Genomic DNA, 23,499 nt, shown 5'->3' with positions numbered 1-23,499 from the left:
AGTTATTATTTTTTAATAAATTTTACAGATTGTATTTTAGAATCATTTGTTGTAATATTCAGAAAATAAACTCCCGGAATCAAATCAGAGACTAACAGTGATTTTGAATTTAAAGCAACTTTTTTAACTTTTTTTCCTGAAATATCTGTAATTGACGCTTCCTTAATTTCTAGGGAAAAAGGCCAGACTATATTAAGAATTTCGTCCGTAGGATTGGGAAAAACTTTAAAGCTATTATCGAATGTTTTTATGTCAGTAGTTCCTAAAGTATTTATATAAAGTAGCTGAAAAGGCAAATCCTGAGGAACATCCGCTACAGAAAAAGGATATCCTCCATCCAATGTGGTGTTTACAGAACCAATAGGAACTTTATATTGTTTTGCATTCCAATTAACCATATTTCTTTCACCTGAAACTGTCAGAGCCGGAGAATACATATTTAAGTTATCATTCAGTAAATGATTAAATATATCCTGTGCCTGAACTTGCCAGAATACCCAGTAATGTCCTGAAGGTAAAGTTGTACCAATATTAGCCGTAATCTTCTGGACTAATCGGTTTGTATTTAAATTATTATTACTAGCTGGAATAGCAGAGTTAAAAATTCTGTTCGCTAAAGGACTTGATACACTTGAGAATCGATTTGTTATAAAATCTCCGAAAACAGGTGTTGCAAAGGGATCTTCTACATCAAAAATTGCAACCTTAATAATAGATGGAGTTGCCTGACCATAATTATTAAAATATGCAAAAACATTAAGTTGGCTGATATTCCATATCTGTCCTTGTGGAACTGTAAAATCATCTGCTAAAAAATAACTTTCTACCGGACTTTTGAAACAGGCAAATCCTGCTGTACCATTTGTTTCCGATGTACTTCCTGCCTCATTTTGACATTCGGACCAAGGCAAACTGTTATAAGAAGAAATTCCACTTATAGAAGTGTTTCCAGTAATATAATTTCCGTTGTCATAGATTTGAGAAAATAAATTGCTTACGGCAGTTATACCAATAAGCATAATAATTTTTTTTATCATGGTTAAGTCGGATCAATCGCAAAAGTTGGGGGCTATGCAAAAAGTTTAGTTAATCTAAATAGAAAGAAAGTTCTGTCTTTTACTCCACGAAGCTGTAATCTAAAGTTTTTGATTTTGGCATTGAAGGATTCCGCAGCGGCATTGGTGCTTCTTTGATGAAAATAGTTTAAAATATCCCTGTAATGATTCATTATTGTTTTTCTTAAGGTAGAAAAAGATTTAAAATCTGCTTCTTCCACCTCTTTGAACCAATGCGCCAGTTTAGTCATCGCCAATGATTTTGGAATATTCTGATTATAAATCTTTCGCAGTCCATCGGTCAATTGATATGCTTTCTCCAGATCGGGATACTGAGCAAAAAGAATAGCAGCTCTTTGTTTTTGGGAAAGTGTCCATTTTTCACGGCTTTTATAAAGCAAATACACTTCTTGCTAAAAGCTGTTTGCGTGAATCACCGTTTTCAAATATTTCTGTACCTGAGTTTTTTCTTCCTCCAGTCCTTGCGTTACCGTATTTTCCATTTCAATAGCATCCCAACGATGTCTGATCCTGATTTCCTGAAGGGCTTCTGTAGCCAGCTTCTGAACATGAAAGCGGTCAATTACCTGTGTTGCACCAGGGAAGCAGCGTTGGGCAATACGCTTCATGGAACCCGCCATATCCAAAGTAATTTCATTTACCTTCATCCGAAGTTTTCTGCTGATTTTTAAAAGATGCGTGATGACAAAATCACTCTGGGTACCTTTTATGATAGCAACAATGCTTCCTTTCCTGCCTCGTGCAGTCTTGGAGGTAAGCAGCGTGTAGAGTTCTCCGTCAGAGAGTGCCACTTCATCTAAGGATAAAGATGATGAGAGATTTTCAGGGTAAATGATCCAGTCTTCTGCGTGTCGTTTCTGTTCCCAGCTATGATACTCGCTGAGTTTATTCTTGTATTGCCTCTGAAAGGTCTTGCCTTTGATCCCGAAAAATGGATCAATCGCAAAAGTTGGGGGCTATGCAAAAAGTTTAGTTAATCTGAATAGAAAGAAAGTTCTGTCTTTTACTCCCCGCAGCTGCATTCTGAAGCTTTTTATTTTGGCATTGAAGGATTCCGCAGCGGCATTGGTGCTTCTTTGATGAAAATAGTTTAAAATATCCCTGTAATTATTCATTATTGTTTTTCTTAAGATAGAAAAAGATTTAAAATCTGCTTCTTCCACCTCTTTGAACCAATGCGCCAGTTTAGTCATCGCCAATGATTTTGGAATATTCTGATTATAAATCTTTCGCAGTCCATCGGTCAATTGATATGCTTTCTCCAAATCGGGATACTGAGCAAAAAGAATAGCAGCTCTTTGTTTTTGGGAAAGTGTCCATTTTTCACGGCTTTTATAAAGCAAATACAAGCTTCTTGCTAAAAGCTGTTTGCGTGAATCACCGTTTTCAAATATTTCTGTGCCTGAGTTTTTTTCTTCCCCCAGTCCTTGCGTTACCGTATTTTCCATTTCAATAGCATCCCAACGATGTCTGATCCTGATTTCCTGAAGGGCTTCTGTAGCCAGCTTCTGAACATGAAAGCGGTCAATTACTGTTGCACCAGGGAAGCAGCGTTGGGCAATACGCTTCATGGAACCCGCCATATCCAAAGTAATTTCATTTACCTTCATCCGAAGTTTTCTGCTGATCTTTAAAAGATGTGTGATGACAAAATCACTTCGGGTACCTTTTATGATGGCAACAATGCTTCCTTTCCTGCCTCGTGCAGTCTTGGAGGTAAGCAGCGTGTAGAGTTCTCCGTCAGAGAGTGCCACTTCATCTAAGGATAAAGATGATGAGAGATTTTCAGGGTAAATGATCCAGTCTTCTGCGTGTCGTTTCTGTTCCCAGCTATGATACCCGCTGAGTTTATTCTTGTATTGCCTCTGAAAGGTCTTGCCTTTGATCCCGAAAAATTCTGCTATGACTTTTAGGGGAAGAGCTTTAGTGTCGGCTAATTTTTTTAAGAAGCCTGCTAAATCCTTTGTCATGCGTGTTCCTTTCGCTACCAGCTGCCAGTCTCTTTGAAGGATTTCACCAGAGGATTTATCAGTCCATCTTCTTCTTTTCACATGAAGTTTTACGATTTTACCCCGTAATGGATAATCATCTATAATGATTTCAGGTAAAAAGCCCTTCGATTCCAGCTGTCTTTCTTTAAATTCATGAGGAATACTGCTTTTTTCTTCAAAATAAAGATGAAGTTCTGCATCATGAGTTTCTGCTTTGAGGATATCAAAGTGTTCAACTAAAAATTCAGGAAGTAACAATTTAAGAAGTTCTTGATCGCTTAGCATTATGCAAAGATAAAACTACTTAACATTCCCCCCAACTTTTGAGCCTGATCCGTTAAGTCTATTTTTTCTAAAATTATTCTAAAGATGTATAAGCTACTTCCACAGAATAACGAAATATAATTTCTATAAAATAAAAAAGTCTCCTAAAATTTAGAAGACTTTTTGCGATCCGGACGGGACTCGAACCCGCGACCTCCGCCGTGACAGGGCGGCATTCTAACCAGCTGAACTACCGGATCAATTTTGTTTTAAAAGTAAATTGAGAAAACTTCTGCGATCCGGACGGGACTCGAACCCGCGACCTCCGCCGTGACAGGGCGGCATTCTAACCAGCTGAACTACCGGATCAAATTTTGTTTTAAAAGTAAATTGAAAAAACTTCTGCGATCCGGACGGGACTCGAACCCGCGACCTCCGCCGTGACAGGGCGGCATTCTAACCAGCTGAACTACCGGATCAAATTTTGTTTTAAAAGTAAATTGAAAAAACTTCTGCGATCCGGACGGGACTCGAACCCGCGACCTCCGCCGTGACAGGGCGGCATTCTAACCAGCTGAACTACCGGATCATGTTTTTGTTTCTTAAAGAACTTCGTTTCTTTTTTGTGATGGCAAAAGTACAACTTTTTTCGTTACCTGCAAATTTATTTCAAAAAAAATGCCTCCCGAAAACGGAAGGCGTTCATTATCAAATTTATTATTTTTTACAAGTGTGCGCTCAATTTCTCAGCGATCACCTCTTTTGGAGCAACACCCACTAATTTATCAACCACTTCTCCGTTCTTAAAAATAAGAACTGTAGGAATATTTCTGATCCCGTATTGCATAGAAATATCCTGGTTGTTATCTACGTCTACTTTACCAACTATTGCTTTTCCTTCGAAATCGTTTGCTACTTCTTCGATGATTGGTCCCAACGTTCTGCAAGGTCCGCACCATACTGCCCAAAAGTCTACTAATACCGGCTTATCTGATTTTAAAACCGTTTCCTGAAATGAGCTATCTGTAATTTCTAAAGCCATTTTTGTTTCTTTTATTTAAATTAATATTATTCTTTTATAATTTCCTTAATTGGATAATCAAAATTACGCTTTTTGAGTAATAAGACTATCTATGCTCAACATTTGTATTTTCTATAACGAAATCTTTAGAAATTTCTTTCAGAGCTGTTGCCAGTGCATCAATATCTTCTTTAGTGGTTAAATGGCTGAAAGAAATACGAAGAGGCGTGCAATGATCCATTTCATCTTCAGATAAAACCATCATCATCACCATAGAAGGTTTTGAGGCTCCGGAAGAACACGCACTTCCCTGAGAGATTGCGATTCCTTTCATATCTAACTGAAGCCCGATGAGAGGGTTTTTATACGGTAATAAAGCGCTTAAAACGGTGTAAAGACTGTTTTCCTTCTCAGAACTTCTTCCGTTGAATTTTATGCCCGGAATTTCCGCTGTAAGCCTTTCTACGGCGTAGCTTTTAATTTCCTGCATATGATGGGTATATGCTTCAAGATTTTTAAGAGAGATTTCCAGAGCTTTTCCTAATCCTACAATTCCTGCAACATTTTCGGTTCCCGCTCTTAAGCTTCTTTCCTGTGGTCCTCCCGTAATAATTCCCTTCAGACCGCTTGATTTTCTGATGAACGCAAATCCAACGCCTTTCGGTCCATGAAATTTATGGGCACTGCAAGAAGCAAAATCTACCTGAATATCGGAAAAATCCAGATTCATATGAGCCATTGTCTGTACGGTATCTGAATGGAAAAGTGCATTATTTGCCTTGCAGAGTTCCGCTACTTTTTTAATATCGATAAGATTTCCGATTTCGTTGTTGGCATGCATTAAACTTACCAGTGTTTTCTTTTCGGAAGCCTTTAAAAGTTCTTCCAGTTTATGAAGATCAATATCACCCTTTTCATTCGGACGGATGTAGTTTACTTCTACTCCTTTTCTGCTCTTCATATCCAGAATACTCTCAGAAACACATTTGTGCTCAAGGGGTGAGCTGATTATCCTTTCTATTCCAAGATGCTCGACAGCAGATTTGATGATCATATTGTTCGATTCTGTACCGCAAGAGGTGAAAATAATTTCAGCGGGCGTTACATGAAGATAGTCTGCAACCTGCCTTCTTACGTTTTCGATAAGAATTTTCGCTTCCTGCCCAAAACTGTGTGTAGAGGATGGATTTCCGAAATTCATTTTCATGGTATCAACCATTGCATCGATAACTTCTTCCGAAAGTGGAGTTGTTGCAGCGTTATCAAGGTATACTTTATTCATTTTTACTTTGAAAATATTAGTTTCTGTGGAATATGTACAATCTGTAAAACCTACAAAATCAGTAGAGTTTATTGTTTTAAAAGGCTCTGCTTCATCTGTATATTTTACCGCCCAAAATTAGTGAAAAAATTGGTAATGTCCTTCATTCGCCCACTTCAACATCGGCTTATCTCCGGAAGTATCTCCAAAAGCGATAATTTTATCGTATTTATGATTGCTGATTTCCTGCTGAATTCTTACCAGTTTTTCGTTTCCGTTGCAGTTTTTTCCCACAAAGTTCCCTGTAAAAACTCCGTTTCTGAACTCGGCTTTAGTGGAAATAAGCTGCATTTTAAAAGCTTCGGCAAATGGTTTTGTCCAGATGTCTAATGATGCGGTAACCAATAGACTCTGCGTATTATTACGATCCATATTTTGAATAAAATCCAGTGCATTTTCCCTTACGATTTTAGGATAATAATGCTCAAAAAACTGTCTGGATTTTTTTTCGATTTTTTCCTGAGTCTGCCCTTTCAGAATGGAACCGATAAAGCTTTTTTTCACTTTTTCCGTATCGGCAAGTTTCAGTTTTAAAAGAACAAAAAGCGGAACATGCTTCAAAAACTGCAGACGAAATCTTGTAGGATCATAGAATTTCAGATACATAAACATGGTATCTTTGTAAGTAAGCGTTCCGTCGAAATCGAAGCAGTACAGTTTTTTCATCGCTTTAAGTCAATTTTAGAATATTTATCTTGTAACGTAAAGATCGAAAGTATATTTTAAATAAAATAATTTTAAAGCTTTAATTTTTTAAAAATAAATTCAGGAATATTTCTGATGATCATCATGATAATTCCCCAGACCGGCAAAACATAGGCTACGTTTTTCTGTTTTTTATAAGCTTTGAAAATAGATTCTGCTGCCTGTTTTGGCGTTGCGGTAAGTTTTGGATTCAAAGGCAGACCTTCAGTCATTTTGGTTGCCATAAAGCCGGGCTTTACCGTCATTACGTGAACTTTTTTATCGAAAAGATAGTTTCTTAATCCGCTTAAATAAGCTGTGAAAGCCGCTTTTGCACTTCCGTAAATAAAATTACTCTGTCTTCCGCGATCTCCGGCAACAGAAGAAAGACCGATGATTGTTCCGGATCTTCTGCTTTCAAATTTCTGCGCAAAATAATTCATCACAGGAACCAGTTTAGCGTAATTGATATCAATAATCCGTTGTGTATTTTTATTGTCATACAATCCTTCTTCTGTTCCCTCTCCTAAATATCCTGTTGCACAGAACAGCAAATTTGAATTGACATAATCAAACTGATTGTAATCTATCCCTTTCATGAGATCGAGCTCTATCACTTCGGACTGCTGAAGAAATTTCACATCAATATGCCTTGCAAATCTTTCGGTCGTTTCTTTACTGGAGGTAAAAAGATAGATTTTTTCAAATTTCTCTCCTTCCTGCAATGCTTTTTCTACAAAAGCCTGTGCTACTTCCGATGTACTTCCTAAAACGATCATGTCTGCTAAATATTATTTAAAATTCTTTTATGCTGCAGAGACACAAATTTTGAGCTCTGTACATTTTTCAGATAGTTGGTAAGCGAAGATCTGCTCATGCTGTCTTTGGTAAGATAAATTTTACCGTTGTACCGCTCTACAATATCATCCAGTTGATCAATCAGTTTTTTCAGTTTGGAATTGACTTTGAAGTCCAATGCCAGAGAATATCCTTCAAACGGAAAGGAATTGTAAGCTTCCGGATTTTCTTTTCCGTACAGCTTTAAAACAGCTAAAAAAGAACCGTTTCCGCTGTTGGCAATGGTTTCCAGAATTTTTTTCATTCCTTCTTTTCCGGATTCTTTGGGAATCATCATCTGATACTGGATAAAGCCGGATTTTCCGTAAATCTTGTTCCAGTCGTGAACAAAATCCAGAGGATAAAAGAAAGTTTCATAATCAATAAAATTTTTAACTTCCTTTTTGGACTGTTTTTTATAATAGAGATAATTGAAAATCTTTACCGTTAAACTATTTAGAACAAATCCCGGAAAATAAAACGGAACGGTAGGTTCAAATTTCTTCTTTAAACGTAAAGGTTTTTCTTTAAATTTCTGAGGCAGTTCATGCTGAAAAGCGTGTTCTCCTCTCATCAGAATACTTCTTCCGATATTTTTACCTTTCTGAAGACAGTCGATCCATGCAACGGTGTACGTCCAGCTTTCGCTTTCCTCAAACAAGTTAAAGATTTCATCCAGATTTTCCGCTTTAATGCTTTCCTGACGGATGTATGCCGATTCAATATTTTTAAGCTTGAATTTCGCCGTTAAAATGATTCCGGTTAATCCCATTCCGCCAATAGTTGCCCAGAATTTATCTGAATTTTCTTCTCTTGAACAGTTGATGATATCACCGTTTTCGATCATCAGTTTAAATTCAATCACATATTCGGAAAAACATCCTTCAGCATGATGATTTTTACCATGAACATCGGAAGCAATGGCGCCTCCCACAGAAACAAACTTCGTTCCCGGCGTTACATATAGAAAATATCCCTGCGGAACGGCAATTTCCAGCACATCGGAAAGCAGAACCCCCGATTCGCATTCAATAATTCCGTTCAGACGGTCGAAACTGATGAATTTATTTAATTTTTTGGTTGAAAATATATGCTCTCCCAATGAAGAATCTCCATAACATCTTCCGTTTCCTCTTGCAATCACTTCGTTATGATTCAGAACAAATTCTTTTATTTTTCTGAAGCTGTCATCAGACCTCATTTCTTTTTCCACTATGGGAAAATTGCCCCAGTTGGTTACTTTTTGTACAAAATTCGGCTTCATTTTTTAAAGTAGATTTGAATTAAAAATGCAGCAACCCACAACACTAAGGTGATCTGAATGTATCTGTCTCTGTAAACAATTTTCGTGGGAGATTCGGTTCTGTTGTATACCAAAGTCTGCTGTAAATATCTTAAGAAGGCAAAAACAACAAAAATTACGGTATAAAATACTCTTGAATGAAATCTTGCCTGAACTTCAGGAGACAGGGTAAACATTAGATAGCATACAATTGCCAGAGTAACGGAAATGGAAAGTGCAATGTCTGCAAACTGTACATTGTAGCCGTCCAAAGCTCTTCTCGTTTTTCCTGAAACCTGTGCATTAATAAGTTCTCCGCGTCTTTTTCCTATGGCTAAAACCAGTGCAAGTACAAAAGTGAGTAAAATTGCCCATTGAGAAATGCTTATTCCCGTAATGTAACCTCCTGATAAAACTCTTAATACAAATCCTACCGCAATGATGGAAATATCAATAATCGGAACATGTTTCAGTTTAAAAGTGTAAGCAAGATTCATTACAAAATAAAATCCTACAATGGTTGCAAATTTCCACAAGCTTTCCTGAAAATACATCTGGGCAAAGAAAACCAGTGCGATATCCAGAATAATAAGTCCTGTAAAAATTCCTACCGCCTGAGATTTTGAAATGGCTCCGCTCGCCAAAGGTCTTCTTCTTTTTTCGGGATGTTTCTTATCTGCTTCAATATCGTTATAATCGTTTAAAATATAAACGACACTTGCTGCCAAAGAAAAAATGATAAAAGCAAAGATGCTTTTTGCGAGTAAATCGAGGTTTTTTATATTACCCGAGAAAAAAAGAGGAACAAAAACAAACAGGTTCTTCACCCATTGCTCAACACGGAGCAGCTTTAAATATTTCTTCATTTATGTTGTTTCAAATGCAAAAATAGTAATTAAAAAAAATATCACCATAAAAATACAAAAATAACCGCTATTGCGGTTATTCACGAAAATATTTATATATTAAATAATTATTGACCGTTCTGTGCGTCGTTAATCATTTTTTCATTGGCAGTAATGGCGAATTCTACTCTTCTGTTTTTAGCTCTTCCTTCTTCTGTATCGTTTGTTGCAAATACTTTCTCCTTCACCTAAAGCAAATAATCTGTTTGAAGCAATTCCTTTACCTGCTAAATACGCTTTTACAGAGTTTGCTCTTCTTTCGGAAAGGCTCATGTTGTAAGAATCTGAACCTTTGCTGTCTGTATGTCCGTAAATATTAATATTGGTATCCGGATTGTTCGTTAAAACCTGAGCCAGTTTATCTAAGTTTGTTTTTGCAGTACTTGTTAAAGCTGAAGAATCGAAATCGAAGTTAACGATGCTTTCATTCAACGTAATTTTGATACCGTCTCCTACTCTTTCTACCTGAGCTCCCGGTAAAGTTTCTTTAATTTCTCTTGCCTGCTTGTCCATTTTAGAACCGATAACATTACCGGCAACACCACCGATAATACCTCCTAAAACAGCTCCTAAAGCTGCATTTTTACCTTTTCCTACGTTATTTCCCAAAATACCACCAAGTACAGCTCCGGAAGCAACACCTACTGCTGTTCCTCTCTGCTGATGGTTAGAGTTTTGTACAGCCTCACAACTTGTAAGCAGTAATGCTGATGATAAAAATAACGCTCCGATATATGTTTTTGTAAATTTCATCTTTTTATATTTTTAATATTAAATTATTTCATTCCTGTTCTTTCGAAATTGTAAACTACTCTTACATTTTCCCCGTCGAAAGGAATATTCTGTTCCAATGAGAATTGGTCTGTATTCTGGTTAATCAGTGTTAAAGTATATCCTGCTGTATTTTGCTTCGCTTTTGTACCGTCTGCAATTTTTTTGAAATTGAAAGTATTTCCGCTTACTACATCAATTTTAATAGGCTGTGTAAATCCTGCTCCGCACGTTCCACCCCCGTTTAATGTATATGCTCCGGTCCAGTTATTAGGAATCAATCTCCAGTGGCTTCCTACGAAACACTGTGCATCTACCCCATCATCGAATGGTTTTACTTTAAAATTTTTATCATAATTTACACTGACGATCTGCCAGTCTCCCTTCATTTTCAAAAATTCTGATCTTTGGGTTTGGGCTGTTTTAGCGTTATTCACCGCGGAACAAGACACTGCAAAAAGCGCTGTTCCCAACATCCCTGCAAGTAGTAACTTTTTCATTTTGTTGTTTATTATTTTGTTACAATAAAGTTACAAAAAACCGTGCCAAAATTAAATATTACCAATAAAAAAAGTCCGAAAATTTCGGACTTTGTATGTTTCTTTCTTAAATACAGGAAGATATACTATTTTTTAACAGTCTTTTTTACGGATTTTTCAGCCTTCTTTGAAGAGCCTGCTTTTCCGTTGTAAAAATTTGTATATGCATATTCCGCTGCTTTTTTAAGATCTATTACGCCTCCTGCTTCAGAGAAATCCCCAAATTGGTTTGCGGTACTTGCGTTGCTGGATTTTACTAAAGATTCTATGATCTGTGCCGGAGTTAAATTAGGCATATACGCTAATAAAACTGCTGCAGCTCCTGCTACAACCGGAGAAGCCATGGAAGTTCCCTGTAAATATTTATACTCATTGTGAGGAACGGTAGAATAAATTTCTTCACCCGGAGCAAAAACATTTACCATTTTCTTATTGAAGTTGGAGAAACTCGCTCTTAAAGCATCATTTTTATTGGTACTTGCTCCTACAACCAAAACATTGTTTACAAATGGTTTTTCATCTGTTACATTTTTAAAATTGGTAGGATAAGCTAAATGTTCTGCCACATCTTCGTTTTCGTTTCCTGCAGCTTTTACCAGAAGAACTCCCTTATCCTGAGCATATTTAAATGCATCCCAAACAACATTTTTACCCGGAGAAACCGGTTTTCCGAAACTCATGTTCAAAACTTTCGCGCCGTTATCAACAGCGTATCTGATTGCATTGGCAACGTCTTTATCTCTTTCGTCACCATTCGGAACGGTTCTTACAGACATGATTTTTGCTACTTTCGAAGCAACTCCATACTGTATTTCTTTTCCGTTCGGAAGACCAGCGATGATTCCTGCAACGTGAGTTCCGTGTTCTGCATCCGGACCTTCGTAATGGTTGTTTCCGTAGTTTTTCTCAGAATAGTCGTCATAGTTATCTCCTACGATTTCTTTTCTCGGATCATAATCCAGATTGTATTGTTTTTCCTGAGGACCAAAATAGTCTAAAGCTTCTTTAATCTGGCCGCTCATTGCTTTTTCGAATTCAGCAGCAGATTTTCCTTTAAATTCAGGACTTTGAGCAACCTGTGTTAAAACCTGTACAGCCATTGCTTCTCTCTGATCTGCCGGTTTTATAGCGGCAACATTTTCAGGAGTAAGAGGTTTTCCGTTCAGTAGTTTTACCATTACGGGAATTGCCTCATTAATCATGGAATAGGTTTTGAAACCCTGTTTTGCTTCCATACTTTTCTTGGTGAAAAGATCTTTGGCTTTCATATACATAGCAAATTCTTCAGGAATTTTAGCTTGATTTGCTTTATTTTTTGTAGAATCGTCTCCTTCAAAAACAGACTTATATTTAGCAACAACTCTGGTTACCTCCATGTTATCGATATCAATATCTCCGTTTTTTCCACCGATGAAATTCCATCCGTGAATATCGTCGACATATCCGTTTCCGTCATCATCTTTTCCGTTGTTCGGCACTTCATTAGGATTTGTCCAGATGTTTTTTACCAATCCGGGATGATCTACCTGAACTCCGCTATCCAAAACTCCCACCAAAACTGTTTTAGGTTTAAGACCTTTAGATTCTAAAAACTTATAGGCATTTTCTGTATTTACACCATAAACTTTCGTTGTAGCGAAATCTTTATGATACCATGTCATAAGATCTTTATCCTGCATCGGATCTGCCCCCGCTTTCACTTCCTGTGCGTTGGAGAAACCGAATCCCACTAAAAAAACAGCTGCTAATAATACCTTTTTCATTTTACTATGAATATTTAATATTTTTAATATAAGTCAAAGATTCCGGTCCTTTGTTACAAATTAAGTCCAAAACTGATAAATCTTTCAGGAAACCGCGTTTATCAGAGAACGTCTGATAATACTCGTCCATTTCGTATTCTGAAGGAAGTTTTGCCGAAAATTGATCTCTGAAATTAATTTCTTCCGGAAATTTGATATATTCTTCATTCAAAGAGTGTGCCTTTTCTGTTTTAAGGATCTGCTGAATAATTTCCAGTGTTTTCAGGTTAAAATCCAACAGATATTTTTCTTTCAGATCATAAATTTTTCTGAATTTATCTTCATAAAATTCAAAATAAGGCGAACTCTGATATGCCGTTTTAATGGATTTCCAATGAAGATTCCTCCAGTCTTCACGGTGAGAAATTTCAATATCCTTAAATTCTCTGCATCCGTTATGAGCAATAGGAATGATTAATGATAATTTTCCGTTTGCTCCAAAAATATTAGCTCTGTTTCTGTAGGTTTGTTTGGGAAAACTTTCAAACTGTTCAAATATAATTTCATTTTCAGGATCTAAAAAAACTGAAAACCAAGAAATTGGCGGCAGATAAAACGCCGGTAATAATACATTCTTCATATTCATAATGCAAAAATGAAGTATTTTTTCAAATACTTCATTCTATTTATAATTTATTTTTTCAATTGAATAATTGATTTTGAAACTTTGTCAAAGATTTAAACTTTAACAAAGTAGATTACAAGTCGTCTTCCGTTTTTTTCTTTCTGAATAATTTCACGAAATATTCCCAACCGAAGAACAGAATAAGAATCATCGCCGCAATCCACCAGTACGAAGTTTTGTTTGCCTCCCCTGTGTTTGTAGCTTTAAACATTCTGTCCCAACGGATTCTCCAACCGTTTGCCTGATAAGAAGAACTTGAATCTTTGAAAGCCCCTTCAACACTCATCCATGTAAACATTGGCTTTCCAACGATATTTTCTTCAGGAACAAAACCAAAGAATCTTGCATCCAAAGAAGCGTCTCTGTTATCTCCGACCATCATATAATAATCCTGCTGAATGGTATACTGATTGGTTTCTTTTCCATTGATAAAAATTTTACCGTTTTTATTCTCCAGCTTATTATGTTCATATTGTGAAATAATCCACTGGTATTCCGGTAAGGTTTCCTGATTGATGGTAACGACATCTCCTTTTTTAGGAATCTTTAAAGGTCCATACCAATCCTGATTCCATGGTTTATTGATTGGGAAAATAGATTGGGTGGTATCAATACTTTTGGTGTATGCTGTTTTATCAGCATTTAATTTATAAGAAATCGTAGCAGAATCTTTAGGATAGATATTTTCTTCCATACTGATAACGTTGGGCAAAGCTTTAATCTCTTTAGCCGTTTTATCAGTAAGTCCCTGAAACATATATACAAAGCCACCGCTTTTTTCGTTCTGAATTTCTCTTACAGGAAGGAATCCGTAAGTGTTATAAAGTCCGGGAATGTCTAACTGGGTTCCCGTGTTTACCGTATATGCGTGCTGAACTTCCTGATCTCCTAAAAATGTTTCAGCTTTTCCGTTAACGAAAAGTCTTCCGGATCTCATTTCGAAAGTATCTCCCGCAACGGCTACACATCTTTTTACGTAAGGATCTTTTCTGTCGATCGCGGTATGCACAGAATCCTGCGGATAATTGAAAACAACGATATCTTTTTTCTGAGGCTTATTGAACTGAAAAATTCTTTCATAAGGTAATTTTACAGCATCTACATAAGATTTAGGATCATCTTTCGGGTTTCCTTTTTCTCCTGTATCCATGATGGTTCCCTGAAGGAAAGGAATTGCAAGGGGCCGCATCGGAAGTCTGTATCCGTAGCTCCATTTGTTAACGAAAAGGAAATCACCTACCAATAAAGTTCTTTCCATAGATCCTGTCGGAATTCCGAAAGGCTGCGTTACAAAAACGTGAATTATTGTTGCGAAAACTACTGCAAACGTCACAGATCCTACAAATGAATCTTTCTTTTTTGCGTTTTTTTCTTCGTCGGTAAGGAATATTGCATTTTCGTCTTCCAATTCAACATCTTTTCCATAATTTACCGTTGCCATGTAGATAAACGGAAGAAGTACGGTAAGAAGCTGATCCTTAAAGAGCGTTTTCCCGAATTTTTTCATTAAATACAAATGAAAAACAGACATCATAATAGGTCCCACGATTGGCAGATACGATAAAATTGCCCACCATTTCGGATGTTTTGTCTCTTTTAAAATAATGAAATAGTTGTAAAAAGGAATAAACGCGAAAAGCGGACTATATCCTAATTTTTTGAACAGTTTCCATGTGGAAATCCCCATCAATACAGATAAAATGAGAACATAAACTGCGTACGTTAAAAAATAATTCATAAATTTTTGTGCCTAATCTATAATATAATTGATGAATGATGTCTGATAAATGATCACAAATTCACTATTAACACTTCACCATTCACTCTTATTAGTTTGCAATGTAAGAATTTTGTTACAATATTAAAGTCCCAAAACGTCCTTCATCGTGAAATTTCCTTTTTTATCTTTAATCCATTCTGCCGCAACCACTGCGCCCAAAGCAAAACCACTTCTGTTAAATGCGGTATGTTTGATTTCTATTTCGTCCACTTCGCTTCTGTAAAAAACACTGTGTGTTCCCGGAACCTCATCTTCACGGATTGCAAAAATGCCCAGTTGATTTCCCTGTGTTTCTTCCAGTTTCCAGGAATCGAATTTCGGATTGTTTTTAAAAATTCCTTCGGCGATGGAAATTGCCGTTCCGCTTGGAGCATCCAATTTGTGAATGTGATGAATTTCTTCCAACTGACAAGAATATTCGTCCACATTTTTCATTAAATCTGCCAGTTTTTCGTTTAAGGCAAAGAATAAATTAACGCCGAGACTAAAATTTGAACCATATAAAAAAGCGGTTTCTTTTTCTACAGCCAATTTTTCAATTTCGATTTTTTTTTCAAGCCAGCCCGTTGTTCCGCAGATCACAGGAATTTTGTTTTCCAGACAGGCTTTGATGTTTTCGTAAGCAACTTCGGGTAACGAAAATTCAATTACGACATCGGGATTATTGAGATTTTCAGCAGTTGGAGTTTCTTTTAACCGGGCAACGATTTCATGTCCTCTTTTCGTGGCAATTTCATCAATGATTTTGCCCATTTTACCGTATCCAACTAATGCTATTTTCATGTACTTCTTTATTTAATTTTATAATCTAACGCAACGCCCGCAAAGATTTCTTTAAAATCCTCCTGCATATTTTTCATTCGCAAAGGCGTTTGACTTCGTCGAATCTTCGATTTCACTTAACCAAGTCAGCAATAAATTAGTTTAACAGAATTAATATTAATTATTTTAAAATCTGTAACTTAAACTTAAGCCTGTTTTCGGAGGTGCAATTCCGTACTGATCCTGAATCATTGCCGGATTCAGTGTAAGATCCGGATCGTGCCTTGCTTCGTATAAATGGGCATCTACTACCGCATCTACGATGTTCAGAATGTAAATTAATCCTGTAATTGCAATGGCGTAATCTCTCTGTCTCTTGGATCTGTCCTGCGCATTTCCGAGAGCCACCTTGTCGAGCCATGGATGGGTATCGACAAATTCATTCGGTGTTCCGTTGAGCTTGGCGATGTAATATTCTCGGTATTTTCTGTACTGATTGTCATTCCATACTGCAATTCCTACTCCCGCTCCTACTGCTCCTAAAACAATAGGAACCTTCCAGTATTTTTTATTATACACCTGTCCCAATCCCGGAAGCACAGCAGAATACAATCCTGCCTTTGTAGGATTCAGTTTCAGTGTTTTTTTGGTAGGTCCGTTTGCTTTTTCCAGATCTGCAACAACCTTCGCTTCTGTTTTGGTGTTGTTTTTTTCTACAGCAACACTGTCTTTCGGACGGTAGTCTACCCGAATGGTGTCGTTAGGATTTACCTGTGAATACGCAACTGCAAACAGACACAGAAAAAATGTGAAAAGTATTTTCTTCATTTATTTAATATGGGATAAAATATATTCCAGCTCATCTTCATTTTTGAAGTCCAGAACAATTTTACCTTTTTTACCGTTTGGAGAGGCTTTGATTTCAACTTTTACATCTAAAATATCTGCAATTGTTTTCTGCGCTCTTTTATAATTATTGGAAAGCTCGGCTTTTGCTTTTTTTGCCGCCGGAGATTTCGGGTTTTTAATGGCTGTAGCTGCCTGTTCAGCCTGACGAACGTTCAGTTTTTCTTTGATGATGAGATCAAACAAAATCTGCTGATGTTCTTCGCTTTCAAGGCTGATGATGGCTCTTCCGTGTCCTGCAGAAATTTCTCCGCTTCGGATCGCATTCTGAATATCCGGATGTAACCTCAGTAATCTGATGGAATTTGTAATGGTACTTCTGTCTTTCCCAACTCTGTGGCTGAGATTTTCCTGAGTAAGACCTATTTCTTCCATCAATCTCTGATACGTTAATGCAATTTCTATCGCATCAAGATCTTCTCTCTGGATATTTTCAACAAGTGCCATTTCAAGCAATTCCTGATCATTAACCAGACGGATGTATGCCGGAATAGACTCCAAACCTGCAATTTTACTTGCGCGGTAACGTCTTTCCCCGGAAATAATTTCAAACTTTTCGCCGTCTTTTCTTAAAGTAATCGGCTGAATAACGCCTAAATTTTTAATTGACTGTGCGAGTTCGTTCAATGCTTTTTCGTCAAAATAAGTTCTTGGCTGAGACGCATTGGGATAAATATCTTCTAATGCAATTTCTACGATATTCCCTACAAACTTATCTGCTCCCTCATCGGTGGCAGAATTGATCGTTGCTTTGGATTCGGCACTAAGAATTGCGCCCAAACCACGCCCCATCGCTCTTTTTTTATCCTTCATATTTTGTTTTTAGCGTTTAGCTTAGCTAGCTGCTTTTAATTCTTTACTAATTTCTCGTTTTTCAATAAAACTTCTTCCGCCAACTGAATGTACTGTATTGCTCCTTTGCTTTCCGCATCGTAATTCAGGATACTTTCTCCGAAGCTTGGCGCTTCGCTTAATCGTACGTTTCTGCTGATGATGGTTTCGAATACCATTTCAGGGAAATGAGAATTTACTTCTTCCACGACCTGATTGGATAGTCTCAAACGGCTGTCGTACATCGTAAGAAGCAAACCTTCGATATCAAGATCTTTATTATGGATTTTCTGAACGTTTTTAATGGTATTCAGTAATTTTCCAAGACCTTCCAATGCAAAATACTCACACTGAATCGGGATAATTACAGAATCTGCTGCTGTAAGTGCATTTACGGTAATAAGACCTAAACTCGGCGCACAATCGATAATAATATAATCATAATCGTCTCTTACGCTCTGTAAAGCTTTTTTAAGCATATATTCACGCTCTTCTTTGTCGACAAGCTCAATTTCCGCTGCCACCAAGTCGATATGAGAAGGCACAATATCCAGATTCGGAGTTGCCGTCTGCTTGATGCATTTTGAAGTCTCCACGCTGTGCTCCAAAAGATTGTATGTAGAATATCTTACGTCTTCCACGCCCAAACCTGAAGTTGCATTCGCCTGAGGATCTGCATCGATGATTAATATCTTTTTCTCTAATACCCCTAATGCTGCGGCTAAATTAACAGCTGTTGTTGTTTTCCCAACTCCTCCTTTCTGATTAGCGATACCTATGATTTTTGCCATTGTTAGAACTTTAAGTTTCAAAAATACACATTTTTCCCTGCTCTCCATAAGCGGATAAAACGAAATTTGAGTTAAAATATTGTTAATAAGCAATTTAGCAATAAAAAAAATTATCCACAAAAAAAATTCTTTGTGGATAACTTTTCAAGATTTGTTTTTTATGTCTTATTGATCAAATTTCATCGTGATCGGAAATTTGAAATAGCTTCTTACGGATTCACCCTGTTTGTTTTTTGCAGGTGTCCATTTTCCTTTAATCGATCTGATTGTTCTTACCGCCTCACTGTTGAAATCTGCATCTGAACCCGCAGCCTTTATTCCAGAAATGGTACCGTCTTTTTCTACAATGAAAGTAATGGTGGTTTTCATTACATCACCAGAATCAAAGCCTGATCCGTCAAAATTACTCATTACTTTATTTCTGAACGAGTCTATTCCACCATCAAAATTTGCTTCTTTTCCCAAATCTACACTATTGAAAATCTTATTGGGATCCTCTTTAGGTACTACTGGTGGAGCGGTAGTAATTACAGGACCAGTCCCGATAGTTGGAGTTGTTGGTATATAAGTATTCGGTGGAGCAGTTTCTCCATCAGGATTATTTCTTGTTCCTGCAACAGCTCCTTCAATTTTCTCTACAACTTTTTCATTGGTTACATGAGAAGTAGGTGTCGGAACCGTATCATCGAATGTTTTTACAGGAGCAGATGGTGCTTTTGGAGGCAGAACTGCTACTGGAGGTGGAGTATCATCATATTCATTAATAAGAATTGGTGGAGGTAATTCATACCCTCCTTCGTCAGTCACTTCGGGATTCTTAAATGCATTAATTGCAAGCGGAGTTAAAGAAACGGCAGCCAATACACTGACTCCTATAAAAAATGCTTTTGTTAAGATTCTGTCTGATTCTCTTCTTAATACATAGGCTCCGTATTCTTTGTTACGGTGTTCGAAAAGAACTTCGTTAAAACGAAATTCCTGATTTTGATTTGTGTGTTTCATCACTAAAATATTTAAACTGTTAAAAAAATTTGATTATTAGTTTTTATGATCTTACCAATAAGCATTGATTCAATATCAAATTTTTTGCCAAATATTTGTTAAAATGATAACGTTTTTAAAATTTTCATACCAAGTAAGAAATTTAACTATGTTGTAAATAATAAATTCCTGAGTTTAAATATTTTACGGAGAAAGTTAAAATTGCAGACCTTTATTTTAGCCCAGATTGAGCGGCATGTCTGAGCTCTTTTTGAGGTTTCGGCGGCGGCAAAGCCGCCGCCGAAACCTCAAAAAAGCGAGTAGCGAAAGCTGGAAAAAGCTCCTGAAAAAGGGAATTAGTTGATAGTTGATGGTTGATGGTTGAAATTTACAGAATAAACAGAAAGTAGAAATTTAGTTTTTAAATTTATTCATAAAAAAAGAGACCATCGCTTGATGATCTCTTTCTGTATTTTGGAAAAAATATTCTTAGAATAATTCTTTTCTGATGATATTCTGGCTTCTTTCAGGTCCAACAGAAACTAAATAAACGTTGATTCCCAAATATTTTTCGATAAACTCGATGTATTCCTGAGCCGTTTGCGGAAGTTCGTCGTAGCTTCTGGCTTTCGTTATATCTTCGTTCCAACCCGGCAAATCCTGATAGATCGGTTCGTAGTTGTATAATTTTTCAGTGGATGAAGTGAAATAATCAATGATTTTTCCGTCTTCGGTTTTGTAATGCGTAACGACTTTTAAATTTTCAATTCCTGTAAGAACGTCTAATTTTGTAATCACTAAATTATTGATTCCGTTGATCATACAAGCGTGCTTCAAAGAAACAAGGTCTAACCAGCCTGTTCTTCTAGGTCTTCCTGTCGTTGCTCCGAATTCTCCTCCGATCTGTCTGATTTTCTCACCCAGTTCGTTATCCAGTTCTGAAGGGAAAGGTCCGTTTCCAACTCTTGTACAGTATGCTTTGGCAACACCAATTAAGTTCTGCAATGAAGTCGGCGGAACTCCCGCTCCTGTACAAACTCCTCCTGTAGACGGAGAAGATGAAGTTACGTAAGGATACGTTCCGAAGTCGATATCCAGCATTAAAGCCTGCGCTCCTTCGAATAAAACATTTTTACCGTCTCTGATCGCTTCATTCAGTTCAAGTTCTGTATCTACGATTCTGTCCTGAAGCTGTTTTCCGATTTCTAAATATTCGTTGTAAATTTCTTCAACGTCCAATGTAGGTTTTCCGAAGTATTTTTCAAAAAGAGAATTCTTGATTTTTAAGTTTTTCTCGATTTTGTCTCTTAAGATCTCAGGATTCAAAAGGTCGATCATTCTGATCCCCACTCTTGCAATTTTATCTTCATAGCAAGGTCCGATTCCTTTTTTTGTTGTCCCGATCTGAGTTCCTCCGTGCTCTTCTTCACGGTAGGTATCCAAAAGAATGTGGTAAGGCATGATGACATGCGCTCTTCTGCTGATGAAAATGTGATCTGTCTTTAAGCCTTTGCTTTCGATCTGATTCACCTCCTTAATGAAAGATTTAGGATTTACCACTACTCCGTTGGCAATGATACATTTCCCTTTGCACTGAAGAACTCCCGATGGAAGAAGGTGCAAAACGAATTTCTCTTCACCTACATAAACCGTGTGACCCGCGTTGTCCCCCCCTTGGAAACGTACAACGTAATCCGATTTTGCCGATAAAACATCCGTGATTTTTCCTTTACCTTCATCTCCATACTGAAGACCTACAACTACGTAAGTTGACATATTTTACTTTTATTTTAGATTCATGCAAAATTACTTTTAAAAAATTGGGTGGGCAAATTTGTGGCGGATTTTATTTTTTGGGTGGGTGGGAATTATGAGGTTGAATCTACATTTTTGACATTTATCATTATATTTGAAATTAATAAAATTACATAGATGAAGATATTTCTCGGTTCATTAATAGGAATCATTTTAACAAACATTTTTAATAGACTGTCAATAGCAAACAAACTAAACAATTATAGAAAGCTAATTTTGAAATATAATGAAGAAATTGCTCTTCCAAAATCAACAGCATATATTTCAGACTTTGATAAAACAAAATTTTATATTCTTAATTATTATTCGATAGTATTTGAAAAAAATAATTTTAATGGAAAACTACAGCGAACCTACGACACCATGCCAATGTTTAATTCTGAAATTTATAAATCAATTCCAAGCGAATACTTATTTAGAATTTTTATAGTAAAAAATGATTACTCAAAATTTATCGATCTCATTTACAGTATCGACTATTTAAAAGAAAATTCACCTCTAAATGTTTCAACCGAATTCACTAAACAATTAAAGGAACATATATCATATAAAAATTTGAAACCAGAGGAAACTACTGAACATTTCAAAAATTGTAGTTTTCTTGAAGAGAATACAGACATAAGTCTATCTAAAATTAAAAATTATGTGGAAAGAGCTAATTCTCTAAAAACTGAATTAAATGAAATAAATTCAAATTTAAGAGGACATAGTGTTTTATGGCTATTTAGATATATTTTTAATTAAATGTATTAAAAATAAAAATTCTATTAATTAATAATCTCAAAAAATCGAAAACTCAGGCTTTGTTAAAAACTTTAATCGTACAAAATTCTTAAACAATCTCCACAATAAATACATAAAAATAAAATGCAAGAAAACAAAGAAGAATATCTAAAAATAGCCAGAGAATATGTACTAAACAATGCGGGGAATCATGTTGAAGTCAGCTATACAGAAGACTATGATGATATATTCGTTTTTGGTTATCAAGCAAAAGACAAAAAAGTAAGGTTAGTAGGTCAAGGCCCTATACTCCTTATAAAGAAAGACGGCAGAATATTTGAATTTGGAAGTGCCACTGGAGTAAGACAAGCCTTAGTTGAAGTTATCAAAAAATTAAATAAAGAAAGATTAATAAGAGTTTTTTATCAACATTATGATATTCAAAAAAACAATTACAATTTAATAATCAATGACATTTACAAAGATGATGAATATAATGATAATGAAGAACTTGATGAATTGATAACTGTTTTACTGAGAAACAAAATATACCATATTGTACGTGATGAAAATAATGAAGTAAAACGTCATTATTATACTAAAGAAAAACTGGAAGAAGCTTTACAACAAACACCAGTAAATTTAGGTCATAACTTTTTTGAAGACTTTGAAAACCTTCTTGTTGAAATTATCAATGAAGATATGTATTTAGACTGGACATTATCAGAAGCTAAATAATCATCATCCCGCAAAACCTATCACAGTCTAGATTCCTGCAGAATGACAAACAAAATGAATTGTTAGACTTTGCAAAGTTTCATTAATCGATACAATGCTACGATACATTCAAAACTATGATTCGTAAGAATTTACACGTTTTGATTTATACAATTTATCGATCCTAACCCTCACAGGTTTTGAAAACCTGTGAGGGTTGAACAAATTCACCTACAAAAACGGCGTATTCAGAAAATCATTCAAAGGCTTCATCACTTTAAAGATTTTGGAAAGGCTTTTCACGGCATTTTTATCGAAAACGTCTTCATCTTTCAGGTTATAAACCACGATAAAACTTTTCAGTTTGAGATACTCTCCCATCGGATCTTCCTTTTCAAAACACTGCGGAATTTTTTTCAGCTTATCATCCTGATCAAGTTCCGGAAAATACTTTTTGAATTCTTTATTATTGATGACTTTAAGGAAATCCTCTCCATATAAAGAAATTTCCTTTCTCAACTCCTTTAAAACTGAAGATTCGGGCATATAAATCCCTCCTGCAATGAACGATTTCTTTGGTTCCAGATGCAGATAATATCCGCCTTTCTGACTTCCTTTTCCCATTCCCAGTGAAGCTCCGAAATTCGTTTTATAAGGGATTTTATCTTTTGAAAATCTTGTATCCCTGTAAATTCTGAACAGAGATTTTTTAGCATCAATTTTTCCCAGTTCCTCATCAAAACCAGACATTTCTTTAATGAGATCTTCAAGAAAAGCAATCACATTTTCCTGAGATTCCGTGTAAAGGTTTTTATTTTCCGTAAACCATTCGCGGTTATTGTTAACGGTAAGTTGATTAAGAAAATCGAATACTTTTGGAGAAATTGTTGCGGACATCATTCTGTAAAGTTTTTTATTTTAAATTATAAAACTGATAAATTGTAATGATTCAAATGTACAAAAACCGAAGTATTTTTAATTATACTTTTTCTAGATAAATAATGAAATAAAGAATTTAAATGGATCTGAAAGTTTAAAATTTTTGAAAATTCATAAATTACAGAGAAAAAATAAA

General features: G+C 36.0%; 21 protein-coding genes, 4 tRNA genes and 2 pseudogenes. 2 read left to right on the top strand and 25 right to left on the bottom strand.

Going from position 1 to position 23,499, the window contains the following annotated elements; translation table 11 throughout:
* Positions 1 to 5 precede the first annotated feature (5 nt).
* From PFY09_RS19190 to PFY09_RS19070, 24 genes and pseudogenes are all read right to left on the bottom strand, one after another.
* Positions 6 to 1,037, bottom strand: coding sequence for a T9SS type A sorting domain-containing protein (locus tag PFY09_RS19190; RefSeq protein ID WP_271160758.1), 1,032 nt, complete (start codon positions 1,035 to 1,037; stop codon positions 6 to 8).
* Positions 1,038 to 1,069: 32 nt separating this feature from the next.
* Positions 1,070 to 1,999 (bottom strand): annotated as a pseudogene (locus tag PFY09_RS19185) (ISAon1 family transposase).
* 33 nt (positions 2,000 to 2,032) lie between these two features.
* The gene (locus PFY09_RS19180; RefSeq protein WP_456298848.1) at positions 2,033 to 3,352 is read right to left on the bottom strand and encodes an ISAon1 family transposase; all 1,320 of its coding nucleotides are present in this window, start codon (positions 3,350 to 3,352) and stop codon (positions 2,033 to 2,035) included.
* Positions 3,353 to 3,517: 165 nt separating this feature from the next.
* Positions 3,518 to 3,591 (bottom strand) — tRNA-Asp (locus PFY09_RS19170).
* Positions 3,592 to 3,626: 35 nt separating this feature from the next.
* Positions 3,627 to 3,700 (bottom strand) — tRNA-Asp (locus PFY09_RS19165).
* Between the two features lie 36 nt (positions 3,701 to 3,736).
* A tRNA-Asp gene (locus PFY09_RS19160) sits at positions 3,737 to 3,810 on the bottom strand.
* A 36-nt stretch (positions 3,811 to 3,846) separates the two neighbouring features.
* Positions 3,847 to 3,920 (bottom strand) — tRNA-Asp (locus PFY09_RS19155).
* 135 nt (positions 3,921 to 4,055) lie between these two features.
* Positions 4,056 to 4,373, bottom strand: coding sequence for a thioredoxin (gene trxA, locus PFY09_RS19150; protein WP_108411389.1), 318 nt, complete (start codon positions 4,371 to 4,373; stop codon positions 4,056 to 4,058).
* 85 nt (positions 4,374 to 4,458) lie between these two features.
* Entirely contained in the window at positions 4,459 to 5,634 is a 1,176-nt protein-coding gene (locus tag PFY09_RS19145) for a cysteine desulfurase family protein (RefSeq protein WP_268053322.1), read from the bottom strand.
* 117 nt (positions 5,635 to 5,751) lie between these two features.
* The gene (locus PFY09_RS19140) at positions 5,752 to 6,339 is read right to left on the bottom strand and encodes an HAD family hydrolase (protein ID WP_076392211.1); all 588 of its coding nucleotides are present in this window, start codon (positions 6,337 to 6,339) and stop codon (positions 5,752 to 5,754) included.
* 71 nt (positions 6,340 to 6,410) lie between these two features.
* Positions 6,411 to 7,136, bottom strand: a complete 726-nt coding sequence (locus tag PFY09_RS19135; protein ID WP_271160757.1) for an SDR family NAD(P)-dependent oxidoreductase — start codon at positions 7,134 to 7,136, stop codon at positions 6,411 to 6,413.
* Positions 7,137 to 7,141: 5 nt separating this feature from the next.
* Positions 7,142 to 8,458, bottom strand: a complete 1,317-nt coding sequence (locus PFY09_RS19130) for an FAD-binding oxidoreductase (RefSeq protein WP_271160756.1) — start codon at positions 8,456 to 8,458, stop codon at positions 7,142 to 7,144.
* Positions 8,455 to 9,342, bottom strand: coding sequence for a decaprenyl-phosphate phosphoribosyltransferase (locus PFY09_RS19125; protein WP_076392205.1), 888 nt, complete (start codon positions 9,340 to 9,342; stop codon positions 8,455 to 8,457). Before PFY09_RS19125 ends, PFY09_RS19130 begins: the two co-directional genes overlap by 4 nt.
* A gap of 107 nt (positions 9,343 to 9,449) precedes the next feature.
* Positions 9,450 to 10,134: pseudogene (locus PFY09_RS19120) on the bottom strand (OmpA family protein).
* Between the two features lie 23 nt (positions 10,135 to 10,157).
* Positions 10,158 to 10,652, bottom strand: coding sequence for a lipocalin family protein (locus PFY09_RS19115; protein ID WP_076392201.1), 495 nt, complete (start codon positions 10,650 to 10,652; stop codon positions 10,158 to 10,160).
* Positions 10,653 to 10,777: 125 nt separating this feature from the next.
* Entirely contained in the window at positions 10,778 to 12,454 is a 1,677-nt protein-coding gene (locus PFY09_RS19110) for a S8 family serine peptidase (protein WP_271160755.1), read from the bottom strand.
* Positions 12,455 to 12,458: 4 nt separating this feature from the next.
* Positions 12,459 to 13,079 carry a WbqC family protein gene (locus tag PFY09_RS19105; protein ID WP_372487775.1) on the bottom strand — a complete coding sequence of 207 codons (621 nt, stop codon included), beginning with the start codon at positions 13,077 to 13,079 and terminating at the stop codon, positions 12,459 to 12,461.
* Between the two features lie 112 nt (positions 13,080 to 13,191).
* Positions 13,192 to 14,856: a signal peptidase I gene (gene lepB, locus PFY09_RS19100; RefSeq protein WP_271160754.1), complete on the bottom strand. Its 1,665-nt coding sequence runs from the start codon at positions 14,854 to 14,856 to the stop codon at positions 13,192 to 13,194.
* A gap of 123 nt (positions 14,857 to 14,979) precedes the next feature.
* Positions 14,980 to 15,681: a 4-hydroxy-tetrahydrodipicolinate reductase gene (dapB, locus tag PFY09_RS19095; protein WP_271160753.1), complete on the bottom strand. Its 702-nt coding sequence runs from the start codon at positions 15,679 to 15,681 to the stop codon at positions 14,980 to 14,982.
* A gap of 165 nt (positions 15,682 to 15,846) precedes the next feature.
* Positions 15,847 to 16,488, bottom strand: coding sequence for a DUF5683 domain-containing protein (locus PFY09_RS19090; RefSeq protein ID WP_076392191.1), 642 nt, complete (start codon positions 16,486 to 16,488; stop codon positions 15,847 to 15,849).
* Positions 16,489 to 17,379 (bottom strand): ParB/RepB/Spo0J family partition protein, encoded by an 891-nt coding sequence (locus PFY09_RS19085; RefSeq protein ID WP_087712454.1) that lies wholly within the window; start codon positions 17,377 to 17,379, stop codon positions 16,489 to 16,491.
* Positions 17,380 to 17,414: 35 nt separating this feature from the next.
* On the bottom strand, positions 17,415 to 18,188 hold the full coding sequence (locus PFY09_RS19080; protein WP_076392187.1) for a ParA family protein: 774 nt from the start codon (positions 18,186 to 18,188) through the stop codon (positions 17,415 to 17,417).
* A gap of 165 nt (positions 18,189 to 18,353) precedes the next feature.
* Positions 18,354 to 19,190, bottom strand: coding sequence for an energy transducer TonB (locus PFY09_RS19075; RefSeq protein WP_271160752.1), 837 nt, complete (start codon positions 19,188 to 19,190; stop codon positions 18,354 to 18,356).
* Positions 19,191 to 19,658: 468 nt separating this feature from the next.
* A complete protein-coding gene (locus tag PFY09_RS19070) occupies positions 19,659 to 20,945 on the bottom strand; it encodes an adenylosuccinate synthase (protein ID WP_076392183.1) in 1,287 nt (428 codons plus the stop codon).
* Between the two features lie 156 nt (positions 20,946 to 21,101).
* On the opposite strand from PFY09_RS19070, the gene PFY09_RS19065 reads away from it, so the two are divergent.
* Together PFY09_RS19065 and PFY09_RS19060 are read left to right on the top strand one after the other, a co-directional pair.
* A complete protein-coding gene (locus PFY09_RS19065; RefSeq protein WP_271160751.1) occupies positions 21,102 to 21,728 on the top strand; it encodes a hypothetical protein in 627 nt (208 codons plus the stop codon).
* A gap of 123 nt (positions 21,729 to 21,851) precedes the next feature.
* The gene (locus PFY09_RS19060; RefSeq protein ID WP_271160750.1) at positions 21,852 to 22,445 is read left to right on the top strand and encodes a hypothetical protein; all 594 of its coding nucleotides are present in this window, start codon (positions 21,852 to 21,854) and stop codon (positions 22,443 to 22,445) included.
* Between the two features lie 210 nt (positions 22,446 to 22,655).
* On the opposite strand, the gene PFY09_RS19055 is transcribed toward PFY09_RS19060, so the two are convergent.
* Positions 22,656 to 23,324, bottom strand: a complete 669-nt coding sequence (locus tag PFY09_RS19055; protein WP_271160749.1) for a DUF2461 domain-containing protein — start codon at positions 23,322 to 23,324, stop codon at positions 22,656 to 22,658.
* Positions 23,325 to 23,499 lie beyond the last annotated feature (175 nt).

Source organism: Chryseobacterium gambrini (assembly GCF_027920505.1).
Lineage (GTDB): Bacteria > Bacteroidota > Bacteroidia > Flavobacteriales > Weeksellaceae > Chryseobacterium > Chryseobacterium gambrini.
This window is presented reverse-complemented; position numbering and strand designations above follow the sequence as displayed.